At 47.0% G+C, this 15225-nt stretch carries 16 protein-coding genes; 15 read left to right on the top strand and 1 reads right to left on the bottom strand.

Annotated features, from left to right (window positions below; translation table 11 throughout):
* Positions 1-13: 13 nt before the first annotated feature.
* From IV64_RS12830 to trxA, 9 genes are all read left to right on the top strand, one after another.
* Positions 14-970, top strand: coding sequence for a DHH family phosphoesterase (locus tag IV64_RS12830; RefSeq protein ID WP_057707625.1), 957 nt, complete (start codon positions 14-16; stop codon positions 968-970).
* A 2-nt stretch (positions 971-972) separates the two neighbouring features.
* Positions 973-2316, top strand: coding sequence for a DEAD/DEAH box helicase (locus IV64_RS12825; RefSeq protein ID WP_057707624.1), 1344 nt, complete (start codon positions 973-975; stop codon positions 2314-2316).
* Between the two features lie 291 nt (positions 2317-2607).
* A complete protein-coding gene (gene alaS, locus IV64_RS12820) occupies positions 2608-5250 on the top strand; it encodes an alanine--tRNA ligase (protein ID WP_057707623.1) in 2643 nt (880 codons plus the stop codon).
* Between the two features lie 359 nt (positions 5251-5609).
* Positions 5610-5879 (top strand): IreB family regulatory phosphoprotein, encoded by a 270-nt coding sequence (locus tag IV64_RS12815; protein WP_057707622.1) that lies wholly within the window; start codon positions 5610-5612, stop codon positions 5877-5879.
* On the top strand, positions 5876-6310 hold the full coding sequence (gene ruvX / locus IV64_RS12810; RefSeq protein WP_057707621.1) for a Holliday junction resolvase RuvX: 435 nt from the start codon (positions 5876-5878) through the stop codon (positions 6308-6310). The genes IV64_RS12815 and ruvX overlap by 4 nt, the downstream gene beginning before the upstream one ends.
* Positions 6311-6322: 12 nt before the next feature.
* On the top strand, positions 6323-6616 hold the full coding sequence (locus IV64_RS12805) for a DUF1292 domain-containing protein (RefSeq protein ID WP_057707620.1): 294 nt from the start codon (positions 6323-6325) through the stop codon (positions 6614-6616).
* A 196-nt stretch (positions 6617-6812) separates the two neighbouring features.
* Complete coding sequence (gene zapA / locus IV64_RS12800; RefSeq protein ID WP_057707619.1) at positions 6813-7064, top strand: cell division protein ZapA; 252 nt, start codon at positions 6813-6815, stop codon at positions 7062-7064.
* Positions 7065-7126: 62 nt separating this feature from the next.
* Positions 7127-9493 carry an endonuclease MutS2 gene (locus IV64_RS12795; RefSeq protein ID WP_057707618.1) on the top strand — a complete coding sequence of 789 codons (2367 nt, stop codon included), beginning with the start codon at positions 7127-7129 and terminating at the stop codon, positions 9491-9493.
* A gap of 114 nt (positions 9494-9607) precedes the next feature.
* Positions 9608-9919 (top strand): thioredoxin, encoded by a 312-nt coding sequence (trxA, locus tag IV64_RS12790; protein ID WP_057707617.1) that lies wholly within the window; start codon positions 9608-9610, stop codon positions 9917-9919.
* 56 nt (positions 9920-9975) lie between these two features.
* Here trxA and IV64_RS12785 read toward each other — a convergent pair whose 3' ends face one another.
* The gene (locus IV64_RS12785; protein ID WP_237757347.1) at positions 9976-10497 is read right to left on the bottom strand and encodes a YslB family protein; all 522 of its coding nucleotides are present in this window, start codon (positions 10495-10497) and stop codon (positions 9976-9978) included.
* Positions 10498-10697: 200 nt separating this feature from the next.
* Here IV64_RS12785 and racE point away from each other — a divergent pair, with 200 nt between their 5' ends.
* The 6 genes from racE to IV64_RS12755 all read left to right on the top strand — a co-directional run bounded on the left by racE (position 10698) and on the right by IV64_RS12755 (position 15120).
* Complete coding sequence (gene racE / locus IV64_RS12780) at positions 10698-11519, top strand: glutamate racemase (protein WP_057707615.1); 822 nt, start codon at positions 10698-10700, stop codon at positions 11517-11519.
* A complete protein-coding gene (locus tag IV64_RS12775) occupies positions 11512-12117 on the top strand; it encodes an XTP/dITP diphosphatase (protein WP_057707614.1) in 606 nt (201 codons plus the stop codon). The genes racE and IV64_RS12775 overlap by 8 nt, the downstream gene beginning before the upstream one ends.
* Positions 12117-12635: a metallophosphoesterase gene (locus tag IV64_RS12770; RefSeq protein WP_057707613.1), complete on the top strand. Its 519-nt coding sequence runs from the start codon at positions 12117-12119 to the stop codon at positions 12633-12635. Before IV64_RS12775 ends, IV64_RS12770 begins: the two co-directional genes overlap by 1 nt.
* A 92-nt stretch (positions 12636-12727) precedes the next feature.
* A complete protein-coding gene (gene cbpB / locus IV64_RS12765; RefSeq protein WP_057707612.1) occupies positions 12728-13219 on the top strand; it encodes a cyclic-di-AMP-binding protein CbpB in 492 nt (163 codons plus the stop codon).
* Positions 13220-13238: 19 nt separating this feature from the next.
* Positions 13239-13949, top strand: coding sequence for a 2,3,4,5-tetrahydropyridine-2,6-dicarboxylate N-acetyltransferase (dapD, locus tag IV64_RS12760; protein WP_057707611.1), 711 nt, complete (start codon positions 13239-13241; stop codon positions 13947-13949).
* Between the two features lie 16 nt (positions 13950-13965).
* Positions 13966-15120: an N-acetyldiaminopimelate deacetylase gene (locus IV64_RS12755; RefSeq protein WP_057707610.1), complete on the top strand. Its 1155-nt coding sequence runs from the start codon at positions 13966-13968 to the stop codon at positions 15118-15120.
* Positions 15121-15225: the final 105 nt, after the last annotated feature.

Below are 15225 nucleotides of genomic sequence, written 5' to 3'. Positions count from 1 at the left end.
GGGAAGGATCATTATGACCGTCCAGACAGAAATCTTAACTTTAATTAAACAAGCAAAAACAATTATTATTCACCGTCACCAACGCCCAGACCCGGATGCAATCGGGAGTCAGCTTGGCTTGGCGGACATTATTAAAACGAGTTTCCCTGATAAGAAAGTTTTAACGCCCGGCAAACAGTACCATGGTTTTGACTGGCTCGGTCAAATGGATACTGTCACGGAAGAAGATTACAAAGACGCCCTCGTCATGATTTTGGATACGGCTAATCAGCCCCGGGTTGATGGCGAATTTTACCAAAAGGGCAGTACGATGATTAAAATCGACCACCATCCCAACGACGATGCTTTTGGTGATGTTCAGTGGGTAGACGTTGATGCTTCTAGTACCAGTGAAATGATTTATAACTGGTACGCGGAAGTGGGGTCTGAGTTGAAGTTAACGGCCGAAGCGGCCCGGTTGCTATACGCTGGGATCGTTGGTGATACGGGACGCTTCCTGTACCCCGCCACGCAACCTAGCACGATGCGCGCTGCCGCAGCTTTGATGGAAGCGGGAGCGGACGCCACCGCCGTTAACCGGATTGAAGATACGATTACGTTACCAGTAGCCCGGTTATCAGCTTATGTTTATGAACATTTAACCCAGCTAGATTCTGGGGCAGCTTACGTTATTTTAACGAACGATTTGATGGATTCATTTGAAATTGGCGATGCCAGCACGGCCGGGGTCGTCCCATTACCTGGTCGAATTGACACGGTCCAGTGTTGGGCAATCTTTGTGCAACAAAAGGAAGGCGACTTCCGGATTCGGTTACGTTCCAAGGGTCCCGCAATCAATGAATTGGCCAAAAATCATGGCGGTGGTGGCCACGCCCTAGCCAGTGGTGCTAAGGCTGCCGACCAGCAAGAGATTGAGACCGTCGTCCGTGAACTGGACCAAGTTGCCAGTCATTATGAGAAAGAGGTTTAAGTATGACCGCAAGTTTTGAAGATTTTAAATTGCAGCCGTTTTTAATGCAAGCATTAACGGAGATCAATTTCCGCAAACCTACCAAGGTGCAAGAAAAATTGATTCCAGTAATTGCTGACGGCCGCAGTGTGATTGGTCAATCCGCAACTGGGAGTGGGAAGACCCATACCTTTTTGTTGCCGATGATCAATCAGTTGAACCCGGATGAACGCCGGGTTCAAGCCGTGATTACGACCCCTAGTCGGGAACTCGCCTATCAGATTCAGGCGGCAGCCAAGCAGCTGATCCAACACAGTCCTAAGGCGTTACACATTGGACTGTACGTGGGTGGGACTGACAAACAGGACCAAATTGATAAGTTAAACCGGCACCAACCCCAACTAATTATTGGGACACCGGGTCGGATTTTAGATTTAATGCGCTCACAAGCGTTGGACGTGCATACTGCGGGTCAACTAGTCGTGGACGAAGCGGACATGACGTTGGACTTAGGGTTCTTAAACGTTGTTGACCAAATTGCTGGTCGGATGCCGGCTGATTTACAGATGCTGGTCTTCTCCGCAACGATGCCACAAAAATTAACCCCGTTCTTGAAGAAGTACATGAATAACCCAGTTATGGAAGAGATTCCAGTAGAATCAGTGATTAGTCCAACCATTGATAACTGGTTGTTACCAACTAAGAGTCATGACAAAAACAGTATTATTTACCAGTTACTCACAATTGGGGAACCTTACCTGGTTCTAATTTTTGCCAACACCAAGGAACGGGTTCAAGAATTGACCCATTATCTGCGGAAACAAGGCTTAACGGTCGCCATGATTCACGGAGACATTAAGCCCCGTGAGCGGAAACGTGTAATGCGGGACGTTCAACAACTGAAGTATCAATTCGTTGTCGCCACCGACTTAGCAGCGCGTGGGATCGATATCGAAGGGGTTTCGCACGTTATTAACGATGACATTCCAAACGACCTTGAATTCTTCATTCACCGGGTTGGCCGGACGGGCCGAAACGGGATGGCGGGAACGGCTATCACGTTATATAGTCCTGGTGAAGAAGACAAAGTCAGCGCGGTTGAAGCGATGGGCATCAAGTTTAAGCCTAAAGCCATTCGTGACGGAGAAATCGTAGATTCATACGACCGGAACCGCCGGGCTAACCGTGGGCCTAAGCAAGAAAAGCTGGACACAACGTTGATTGGTTTCGTGAAGAAATCCAAGAAGAAGATCAAACCGGGTTACAAGCGTCGTATTCGGAAAAAGATCAGTGACAAGGCGCGCATGGATCGCCGGATTGAACAACGCGCTTCGATGCGACAAGCTCGAAAAGATCGGAAGTCTTAGTTGCATAGTCAGGATTGACAACAACGCGGAAGACTTTTATACTTTTGAGAGTAAGGACATATTTAACTCCCACGTCGGTTTAGAAACGCTTTGGTTGCTGAAAAAAGTGCGGTGTGAGTTAGATGCTACCTGTGATCAATGACTAGTCAACTAGTCCGTTTCTCAGCGTTAATGAGCTTAAGAGGTAAACGAATACATCGTTGCAAGCAAAGTGGTACCGCGTTAACAGCGTCTTTGCTAGCAACGGTGTTTTTTTGCCTAGACATAAACCAGAAAGGGTGCCAAATTGATATGAAGAAGTTAAGCAGTAGTGAAATTCGGCAAATGTACTTGGACTTTTTCCACGAAAAAGGTCATACGATCGTGCCAAGTGCGTCACTAGTTCCTGTAGATGACCCAACGTTACTTTGGATCAACTCCGGGGTTGCCACAATGAAGAAGTATTTTGATGGGTCCGTTGTTCCCGATAATCCCCGAATGACGAGTTCACAAAAGAGTATTCGGACTAACGATATTGAAAACGTCGGTCGGACCGCGCGACACCACACGTTATTTGAAATGTTAGGGAACTTCTCTGTAGGTGATTACTTTAAAAAAGAAGCCATCACGTGGGCGTGGGAACTTTTAACGTCTCCTAAGTGGTTTGGATGGGATCCTGAAAAGCTTTATATGACGGTCTATCCCAAGGACGAAGACGCGGCTAAGTTCTGGGAAGCAGCCGGTGTTAAACCCGACCACATCGTCAAAGTGGAAGATAACTTCTGGGATATCGGCCAAGGCCCATCCGGCCCCGATTCTGAAATTTTCTATGATCGTGGTGAAGCCTTCAATAATTTGGATGATGATGATCCCGAAAACTATCCTGGCGGCGAAAACGAACGCTACCTTGAAGTTTGGAACATCGTGTTCTCACAATTTAACCACACGCCAGAAAATACTTACGAACCGTTGCCACGTAAAAACATTGATACGGGGATGGGCCTCGAACGGGTCGTTTCAATTTTCCAAAACGCCCCAACGAACTTTGAAACCGACTTATTCCTGCCAATCATTCGGAAGACTGAAGAACTCAGTGCTGGCAAGCATTACGGTGATAACAAGCAGGACGACGTGTCGTTTAAAGTGATTGCGGACCATGCGCGCGCAATTACGTTTGCGATTTCTGACGGCGCCTTACCTTCAAACGAAGGTCGGGGCTACGTTATCCGGCGTTTAATTCGGCGTGCAATTTTGCACGGCCAAAAATTAGGCCTCAAGGAAGCCTTCTTGGATAAGCTCGTGCCAATTGTCGGCGAAATTATGCAATCACACTATCCTGACGTGTTGAAGAACGCCAGCTACATTGAAAAAATTGTGGCTTCTGAAGAAAGTCGCTTTAACGAAACGTTAAACGATGGGCTTAACCTGTTGAACAACTTGATTGCGGAAACCAAGCAAGCTGGCAATGATACCTTGTCTGGTGCCGCTGCGTTCAAGTTGTATGATACGTACGGTTTCCCATTTGAACTGACTAAGGAATACGCGGGCGACGAAAACTTACAAGTTGACGAAGCTGGTTTTGAAGTTGAAATGAAGGCCCAACGTGATCGGGCCCGCAACGCGCGGAGCAACGCCAAGTCTATGGGTGTGCAACGGAGCCTATTGATCGATATCAAGACCCCTAGTGAATACGTTGGTTACGATGAATTGACAGATGTTCAAGGCGTTCTTAACGACATTATCGTTGATGAAAAGTTGGTCGACGACGTTGAAAGTGGAACGGCTGAGATGATTTTCAGTAAGACCCCGTTCTACGCTGAAATGGGTGGTCAGGTTGCTGACCGCGGTGTGATTTTAGATGCCAACGGTGAAACGGTTGCCAAGGTGACTGACGTACAAAATGCGCCTAATAAGCAACATTTGCACACGGTTGAAGTTTTAAAACCGATGCACAAGGATGCCACTTACACCTTGAACGTCGACTTAGCTTTCCATGCGAAAGTTGAAAAGAACCATACGGCGACCCACTTGTTGGATCAAGCATTACGCGACGTCTTGGGCGAACATACGCAACAGGCCGGCTCACTCGTTGAACCCGACTACTTGCGGTTTGACTTTACCCACTTTGGTCAAGTGACGGCTGAAGAATTAGCCAAGGTTGAACAAATCGTTAACGATAAGATTTGGGCAGCTCTTCCCGTCTCAGCAATTCAAACGGACCAAGAAACTGGTCATAAGATGGGCGCCATTGCCGTCTTTACCCAGAAGTACGGTAAAATTGTACGGGTCGTTTCAATCGGCGACTACTCAATTGAATTTGATGGTGGGACCCACGTTAAGAACAGTAGTGAATTAGGTTTATTCAAGATTGTTTCTGAAGCCGGTGTCGGTGCCGGGGTTCGACGGGTCGAAGCCGTTACCTCGAAGGAAGCCTTCGAACTGTTGGCTAGTGAAGAACAACAATTGAAACAACTTGCGGTTCAAGTTAAAGCACCGAAGTTGACCGACGTTGTAACCCGGGTCAGCCAGTTACAAGCTGATTTGAAAGCTGAACAACAGAAGAGTGCCAAGTTGGAAGGCCGTTTAGCTAAACAACAGGCTGGCGCGGTCTTTGATCAAGTCGATACGGTCAACGGGACAACCTTGATTGCCCAACAAGTTGAAGTGTCCGGGATGGACCAATTGCGTCAATTTGGGGATACTTGGAAAGCTAAACAGTACTCCGACGTCCTAGTCTTAGGAACGGCCATTGGCGATAAGGTTAACTTATTAGTTGCCGTTAGTGATGAAAAGGTCAAAGCTGGCATTAAAGCTGGTGACTTAATCAAAGCAATTGCCCCTAAAGTTGGTGGTGGCGGTGGTGGTCGCCCAACCTTAGCTCAAGCCGGTGGGAAGAACCCTGCTGGATTACCAGCTGCTTTAAAGGCTGCACACGATTGGTTGAGTGAACAATAAAAGAATTAAACGGCACTTAGTCTGACTAGTGCTAGTAAGTGTCTCTCGAGATTTTTTGAGAGACACTTTTTTTGATCTTCCAATAAGAATTGAAAGCTGAAATTTGGATTTGAGCCTCCAGACCGTCCCCCTTAGTACATCAAGGCTACCCGATGAAGCTGTTTTAATTGAAAACGCCACTGAAAAAGTTTTTTGGCGGTGAAAGTTGGGTCTAAGTGAGTGCGGTTACAAGTCCGGTATGGCTAGGGATTAACTAATTGCTTTATTACGAATGTGTTACATCAGAATGGATTGATTGTACTTCACAAGGCCATTTAGTAGAATAGATTAGAAGCGGAAACTAGCGGGAGGTGCTTTATATGAGTTCATTAGACAAAACAATGTACTTTGACTTCGATAATGATAACGTTAAGGATGTCCATGACACGTTAACGACAGTTTATGAAGCGTTACAAGAAAAGGGTTATAACCCGATCAACCAGATTGTAGGTTACTTGCTATCTGGGGATCCGGCGTATATCCCGCGTTTAAATGATGCTCGGAATTTAATTCGTAAGCATCAACGCGATGAAATTATCGAAGAGCTGGTCAAGTCCTACTTGAAGGCAGATAAGGATGTTAATGCATGAAGTTAATGGGTTTAGATGTTGGTTCCAGAACAGTGGGTGTGGCCGTTAGTGATATTTTCGGTTGGACTGCACAGAGTGTTGAAATTGTTCGGATTAACGAAGACGAGGAAGAATTCGGGATTGACCGAATTGCAGAATTAGTCAAAGAGCACGAAACAAAAGGGTTTGTGCTCGGGTTGCCGAAGAACATGAACAACTCGTTGGGACCACGGGCCGAGGCTTCTAAGCATTATGGCGACCTATTAACAGCGCGATTCCATTTACCAGTGGATTTCGAAGACGAGCGCTTAACGACGGTGGAAGCCGATCGGATGTTGGTGGAAGAAGCCAACGTTTCACGTAAGAAGCGCAAAAAGGTGATCGATAAGTTAGCGGCAGGTTTGATCTTGCAAAACTACTTAGATCGCCATGGTAAACTCACACAAGAATAGCGAGGAACTAACATGAGCCAAAACCAAAGCAAAGACAACGATGTGATCACATTAGTTGATGACGAAGGCAACGAAACTTTATTCAATATTTTATTCACATTTGATTCGGAAGACTTCGGTCATTCATACATTCTATTGTACCCGGCCGATGCGGCTGCGGACGACGAAGTGGATATCCAAGCCTACATCTTCGATCCTGAAGATGGAGACAACGGGGAACTACAATTGATTGAATCCGATGAAGAATGGGATATGGTTGAACAAGTACTGAACACCTTCTTAGCTGATGACGGTGGCATGCAGTAAGTTTTGACCAGAACTCGACACGTGATTAGACGGAATGACCATAGTGATAATGGCGTGGTGAGTCGTTGAAAGGAGTCTGGGATTTCCCAGGCTCCTTTTTGTCGGGAGTAGGGCCGCGGCTGATGGGGCTACGGTTCGCATAAACGCCCGTATCATGCTAAAATATTAGATGTTATTGGAAAGGAAGCGGATGTTGATGACTGCGAACAAACGACGCTTTAAAGCAGAAATTGATGGTCATGCGTACACGATCATCGGAACGGCATCTGATCGGCACATGCAAACGGTGACGCGGATGATGAATGAACAAATCGAACAATTAAAAAAATTAGCACCCGACCTCTCAGATCAAGAAGTGGCGACGTTACTCGCCTTTAACGCGATCTCAGATCAGGTGGACAAACAAGCAGAGTTATTGAAGATGCAAACGGATGATGCTAACAACTAACTGCATCATCTATTTTTTTGCAACCTTCGTTACCGACTCAGAGCTTCGGGGGTAAGTTATAAGTGAATCCTAAAGTATTAAAAACATTAGAGTATCAACAAATTAAACAACAACTGGCACCGTACTTAGTTTCGGCAGCCGGGCAAAAAGAGTTAAACGCGTTGCAGCCGCAAAGTGACCAAGCGGCAATCCAACTAGCGCTAGATGAAACGAATGACGGGGCGGAAGTTTACCGGTTAAAGGGTGGTATTCCGATTGCGCGTCTCGCAGACATCGCACCGCACATGAAGCGGTTAGCGATTGGAGCAACTTTAAATGGGAGTGAACTGGGGCAGGTGGGCCGCGTCTTAAAGACGACCCGCGCAATCACCCGGTTCTTTGATGACCTGTTAGAAGATGCGCCTGAAAATGAAATTCGGCACCTATTTGATGAGGTTCAGGAACTTGTTACGTTGCCTGAAGTGACGAAACGCCTCGCTACGGCCATTGAGGGTGACGGGCATATTACGGATGACGCTTCACCACAGTTGAGTAGTATCCGTAGTAATATCAGCCGTACCGAGGGTGAAATCCGCAGTAAGATGGAGCATTACACCCGTGGTCGTGATTCTAAGTATTTGAGTGATCCAATTATTACGATTAGAAATGACCGGTACGTTATTCCGGTCAAGGCTGAAAATCGCTCCCGCTTCGGTGGCATCGTCCACGACCAAAGTGCCAGTGGTCAGACCCTGTTCATCGAACCACAGGCGGTCATGGCGTTAAATGACCGGTTACGTCAAAATCAGGTTGCCGAAAAACAAGAAGAACAACGGATTTTAGAGGAATTGTCGAACTTGATTTCACCTTATCAAGATGAAATCCTCCAAAACGCCGCTATCTTGGGCCACTTTGATTTTATTAATGCGAAGGCGCGCTACGCCCATGATATGCGTGCGACTGAGCCTCAACTCTCGGCGGATAACCAAGTCTACCTACGACAGGCGCGGCACCCGTTAATTGATGCCAAAAAAGTCGTTGCTAACGATATTACGTTAGGGACCGACTACCAAGCCATCGTCATTACCGGGCCTAACACTGGTGGGAAAACCATTACCTTAAAGACGTTAGGGTTGTTACAACTGATGGGCCAATCCGGTTTATTTATCCCGGTCGACGAAGGTAGTCGAATCGGGATTTATAACGAAATTTTTGCCGATATCGGTGATGAACAATCGATTGAACAAAACCTCAGTACCTTCTCGTCACACATGGAGAACATTGAAAGCTTCTTAAAGCAGATCGACCAACGTAGCCTAGTCCTAGTCGATGAATTAGGTGCGGGGACCGATCCACAAGAAGGGGCTGCCTTAGCGATTGCCATCTTGGATGCGATTGGCGCAAAGGGGACGCAAGTCGTTGCAACGACCCACTACCCTGAATTAAAAGCGTACGGGTTCAACCGGGCCGATACGGTCAATGCCAGCATGGAATTCGATGAAGAGACGCTGAAGCCGACGTATAAACTGTTAGTCGGGATTCCTGGGCGTAGTAACGCGCTAGACATTGCGCAACGGCTTGGTATTCCGCGTAGCATCGTGGACCAGGCTCGTTCGCTGACCGATTCAGACAGTCAGGACTTAAACGCGATGATTGCTGACTTGGTCGCTAAGCGTAAACAAGTTGAAGACGAACAAGTTTACTTGAAGGAAGAACTAGCGGATTCGGATAAGCTCCATCGTGAATTGAAGAGCGAATACAACGCTTATCAACAACGTAAAGATCAGTTGATCGAGGATGCCAAGGTTCAAGCCAATGACATCGTTGAGAAGAGTAAGACGAAAGCCGATGCGATTATTAGTGACCTGCGCAAGAAACAATTGGCAAGTGGTCACAGTGTCGTTAAGGAAAATGAACTGATTGACGCGAAGGGGGCTTTGAATGCCCTGGAACAACAGCCTAAGCTGAAGAAGAACCGCATCTTACGACGGGCCAAGGCCCAACAAGATTTCCATGAAGGCGACGATGTTCTAGTTAAGTCTTACGGCCAACGGGGTGTGCTGGTACAAAAAATGGGTCAGCATACTTGGGAAGTCCAACTTGGGATTTTGAAGATGAAGATTTCCGATGGCGATATGGAACGCGTCAAACCGGAAGCGGAACCTAAACAAGCTCGCGCTGTCGTTCGAAGTGCCAATGCGAGTCACGTTTCACCGAACTTAGATTTGCGGGGCGTTCGTTATGAAGACGCGATGACCCAAGTTGACCGCTACATTGACGCGGCCCTCTTAGCAGGCTATCCTTCCGTGACGATTGTTCATGGTAAGGGAACCGGTGCATTGCGCGAAGGGATTACGGACTACTTGAAGACCAATCGTCAAGTGAAGTCGTTCCACTTTGCCGCACCGAACCATGGTGGCAACGGGGCAACCGAAGTGCAATTTAAATAGGCTAGTAAGTCGAATCCAGTCAACCGTTCGTTTTGAACGAATTAGTTGTGTTCGGTGCATGAACTGGTTATACTTACTTATAGTAACAGAATCTTATTTAGGAGGCCGATTGAAATGGTCGCAGCAACTACGGATAAAACTTTTACAACGGATACTGCCACGGGCGTCACGTTAACTGACTTCTGGGCAACTTGGTGTGGTCCTTGTCGGATGCAATCACCAGTCGTTGAACAATTAGCTGATGAAATGGGTGACAAGGTCACCTTCAACAAAATGGATGTGGATGCGAACCCCGAAACGGCCAGCAGCTTTGGTATTATGAGTATTCCAACCTTGCTAGTAAAGAAGGACGGCGAAGTTGTGGACACCCTTGTCGGCTACCACTCAAAAGAACAAATTAAACAGAAGCTTGATCAGTACCTTTAAAGATCTTGCGTGATTTGTAGGAATCAAAAAAAGACGGCCAGTAATGGTCGTCTTTTTTAAGATTCAGGTGTGTCGTCAGTTTCTGGGTCTTCTACTCTAGGATGCACAATCTCAATCGGTGTTTCAGGATCGTGATTGCTGATTGGTTGTTGATGGTCAACGGTAACGGCGATGCGTAACCGCATCCGATTTTGAAAGATAATTTTGGCTTCGCTAATGCAACCAGAATGTTGAACAGCTTGTTCGGCTAAAAATCCGGTCTCAAGCATGAAATCGGGATTTTTAATGGTTGCACTACGCCGAGCGACCGGTTCACCAACTAAGTCATAGGTGATGAGATCGTTCGTCGCTTTTACGAGTACCAAGTGTCCCCAGCCGGCTTGTTCGAAGAACGCAATCAGGTCTTCAGTTGAACTGGTTGGAAATTGGCGCGCCAAGTCTTTACCAGCCCAGTAAAGAATCCCACTGCTTTCGTCTCCAAGTAAGTTTGGTAATAAGGCATCGCGCAAGATCTCCACGCTTAAAATGGAGGTCTTGATCGAGTTGCCCGCAAATTGAGAATAAAAGGCGTTCGTCATGATAGTTCCTTTCCATGCAAAAAATCGTGGTACGGTTACCACTTTATAATAGATATTATACCTTGTTTCCGGTGAAATGCGGGAATTTTTAAAGTTATCGACAGAAACTTTACGAATTTGAGGCAATTGGTTCGGCTTGAAATCACTTTCAAAAAAGAACATAATGTAGTTTCAGAATTCAGCGAACGGAGATTTTGAATATGTCAGATGAACGTGCAATTGGCTTCATGGATTCGGGAGTTGGCGGACTAACGGTCGTTAAGCAGGCCTTAAAACAACTTCCCCGGGAGACGGTGTACTTTGTGGGTGACCAAGCCCGCTTACCGTACGGCCCACGACCAACGGAACAGGTGCGTGAGTTTTCTTGGCAGATGGCTAACTTTTTGTTGCGTAAAAACATCAAAATGTTAGTGATCGCATGTAATACCGCGACGGCTGCTGCGTTACCTGATTTGAAAGCTAAACTATCAATTCCCGTTATTGGGGTGATTGGACCCGGTTCACGAGCAGCCATTAAGGCGTCTAAAAGCCATCGAATCGGTGTCATTGCCACTGAAGGGACCATTAAAAGTAAGGCTTATCACGATGCAATTTTACAGCAAGATCCGTCTGTGGACGTAATTTCGAAGGCGTGTCCTAAGTTTGTGCCCCTAGTTGAGTCGAATGAGTACCGCTCAGCAGTCGCTAAGCGGGTCGTTGCAGCGACACTCAAAGATTTCAAGTCCCAATCGATCGATACGATGGTATTGGGATGCACGCACTACCCGCTGCTGCGGCCGTTGATTCAAAACGTAATGGGCCCCGGGGTGACGTTGATTGACTCCGGTGCGGAGACGGTTAACGACGTGTCCTCAGTGTTAACATACTTAGGTCTAACTAATACTGATGCGAAGAAGACGTATCCGGACGAGTACTTTACGACGGGGTCGCCAGAGCAGTTTACAGCCATTGCAGCCGACTGGTTGGAATTACCGAATTTCAAAGCAACCCACATTGATTTAGGGAGTGAAAAAAATGACTAAACCACAAACATTGATTGTCGCAACGAATAATCCCAACAAAGCGCGGGAATTTGGGGCGATGTTTGAAAAGTATGCGATTACGATTAAGACGTTAGCTGATTTTCCTAATATTCCAGAAATTAAGGAAAATGGAATCACGTTTGAAGAGAATGCGACCAAGAAAGCCCAGACAGTGGTCGATGCAACCGGGTTACCAGCGATTGCGGATGATTCCGGGTTGATGGTCGATGCGTTACACGGTGATCCCGGCGTCTTTTCAGCCCGGTATGCGGGTGATCATAACGATGCCGCTAACAACGCTAAACTGCTAGCCAATTTAGGTGGGGTCCCAGAAGAAAAGCGGACGGCGACCTTTCACACCACGCTGGTTGCGATTAAGCCGGATGGCGCTAAGTTGGTTGTTAATGGTGAGCTGCATGGGCGCATTTTAATTGCGCCTAGGGGTGACAACGGGTTTGGTTATGATCCGCTGTTCTGGTCGGAACAGTACCAGAAGTCATTGGCGGAGCTGACGCCAGAACAAAAAAATGCCATCAGTCACCGCGGGGACGCGTTGCGTAAATTGATGAAAAAATTTGATGAATGGTGGGTGCAATAATGCAATGTTTAGTAGTTAGCGATAGCCATGGCGATCGCGATATTTTGGTTCAACTATTAGCCCATTATGAAGGCAAGGTCGACGCCTTTTTCCATTGCGGTGATTCGGAGCTACAGCACGATGACGCCGTTTTTGACAAGATGTACGTGGTGCGGGGCAATATGGACTTTGATGGTCAATTACCCGAAGCTGTGCACCCAACCATCAAGGACGTGCCAGTCTACATGACCCACGGACACTTAGTCGGGGTCAATATGGGACTGGACCACTTGTTGGCGAACGCGCAAGCCAATCACGCACAGCTGGCCTTCTTTGGACACACGCATCAATTAGGTGTTGAACGACATGATGGGATTTTGATGCTTAATCCCGGCAGTATTAGTTTTCCCCGGGGTGAGTTTACTCGCATCGGTGGGACGTACGCCATCGTAACGACGAGTGCCGACGCGGTGGATGTTCAATACTACGATCGGCAGCAACACGCCGTCCCTGAATTGAAATTCCACTTTAGCCATTAAAAGATTAATAAAAATTCGGGGATTCCTCCTCAAATCGAGTCCATTTTCGGGTAAAATAGGACTGTGATGCAGTGACGAGAAGGGGTGTCTAAATGTTAATCCAACCAGTTGCGGACTTATTGTCACGCAATGCTGACCATTACCTGATTCCGGCTGACATTGTTGCGAATGTCCAAACTGATAATAATCTTTACCACGCGTTTTTGGTGTTAACGAAGATCAAGTATTCGAAGATTCCGGTCCTTGACCATGCGGGCCACTTTGAAGGGTTGATCTCGCTACCGCTGATTACGGAACAGATGTTAGGGTTTGACCAGCTAAATGTTGAAGTTTTAATGGAAAAGCGGGTCAGTGATGTGATGGAAACGCAGGTTAAGACGGTGCCCAACGTCGATGATGTTGAGTCAACGCTACACCTGATGATCGATAATCCGTTTGTTCCGGTCGTTGACAACGATGGCCTGTTCCAGGGAATCGTGACCCGGCGCGAATACATGAAGAGTTTTAACTTTTTAACCCATGAAATTGGGAAACAATATGATATGATTGAAAAGGATTTTTCCACTAGCGAAAAGTCAAAATGAAAATTATGGAGGGTCTCCGATGGCAAAATTAGATGCACAATCAATTATTAACTACATTGGCAGTGCCAAGAAAAAAACACCCGTTAAAGTTTATGTGAAGGGTCAACTCGATCAACTGGATGTTCCAGCTGGCATTAAAACCTTTTTCAGTGGTAACGCAGGTGTATTATTCGGTGATTGGGCCGACGTTGAACCGTTTTTAAAGGCTAACGCTGACCACATCGAAGATTATGAATTAGAAAATGACGCGCGTAACTCAGCCGTTCCAATGGCGGACTTAAAGCAATACAACGCCCGGATCGAACCCGGTGCGATTATTCGTGACCAAGTTTTAATTGGCGACAATGCCGTTGTCATGATGGGCGCTGTTATTAATATCGGTGCCGAAATCGGTGCTGGTTCGATGATCGATATGGGCGCAATCTTAGGTGGCCGTGCCATTGTTGGCAAGAATTGTCACATTGGTGCCGGCACTGTGTTAGCCGGCGTGGTGGAACCACCTTCGGCTAAACCAGTCCAAATCGACGATGACGTCTTAATCGGTGCAAACGCAGCCGTATTGGAAGGCGTGCACGTTGGTAAAGGGGCCGTTGTTGCGGCTGGTGCCATTGTTATCAGTGACGTTGAACCTAATACCGTTGTGGGTGGCGTACCCGCACGTAAGTTAAAAGACATTGATGATAAAACGAAGAGCAAGACTGAATTAATGAGCGAATTACGGAATCTTTAAACGTGGAGGGATAGATATGGCATTACGGGAAACTGAATTAATTCCGATTTATCAACATCTACATCAGATTCCCGAACTTGGTTTGGAAGAACACGAGACGCAGGCGTACTTGTTATCGATCATTGCGAAAATGCCGCAAGACTATTTGACCATCAAGAAGATCCCGTCACTTGATACGGCGATCTTAGTCAAGGTCAGCGGAATCAAGCATGACTACCGGATTGGTTACCGGACCGACATTGACGGTTTACCAGTGACAGAAAAGACTGGTTTGCCGTTTACGTCCACCCATCCGGGCAAGATGCACGCGTGTGGTCACGACATTCACATGTCGGTTGCGCTAGGTATTCTGAGCTACTTTGCAGAACATCAACCAACAACGGACATGATCTTTATGTTCCAACCCGCCGAAGAGAATGCTTCGGGGGGCAAACGCCTTTATGAAAGCGGCGCGTTGGACGCTGACTGGATGCCGGACGAGATTTTTGCCTTTCATGATAATCCTAATCTGCCAACTGGGGCGATTGGGTGTCGGATGGGCACGCTGTTTGCTGGGACCTGTGAAATTCACGCCCATTTAAATGGTAAGAGTGGTCACGCGGCGTACCCGCACCAGGCAAACGACATGGTCGTTGCCGGGGCTGCCTTGGTTCAACAGTTGCAGACCATTGTGTCCAGAAACGTTGATCCAATTCAGAGTGGGGTCGTTACGTTAGGTCACTTTACGGCTGGGACGATTGGAAACGTCATTGCAGGCGAAGCCCAAATTGACGGGACTATTCGGGCGCTGACTCAGGAAATGAATGAGCACATCCAAAAACGGGTGCGCACGATTACTGAAGGGGTCGCACTGGCCTATGATTGCAACATCGATTTGAAGCTTAACCAGGGTGGTTACTACCCGGTTGAGAATAACGATGCCATTACGGCGGATTTCATGGATTACATGCAAACTGCTGACGACGTTAACTTCATCGAAACGCAGCCGGCAATGACTGGGGAAGACTTCGGGTTCTTAATCCATCAAATCCCTGGCACCATGTTCTGGTTGGGTGTCGATAGTCCTTACTCGTTACACTCCGAAAGCATGGTACCGCACACCGATGCAATCATGAGCGGGGTTGACGCGATGACGGGATACTTGACGCACCGCAACAGCTTAAGAGTGTAATAAAAGGCGGAACAAACTGCCTTTTACCGCACGTTTCAACCATGATAATAGCAAAAAGCCGTTCAGAAAATATTCTGGACGGCTTTTTGAGTGATGGTTAAAATT

This window comes from Lactiplantibacillus xiangfangensis (assembly GCF_001438845.1).
In the GTDB taxonomy this organism is placed as follows: Bacteria; Bacillota; Bacilli; order Lactobacillales; family Lactobacillaceae; genus Lactiplantibacillus; species Lactiplantibacillus xiangfangensis.
This window is presented reverse-complemented; position numbering and strand designations above follow the sequence as displayed.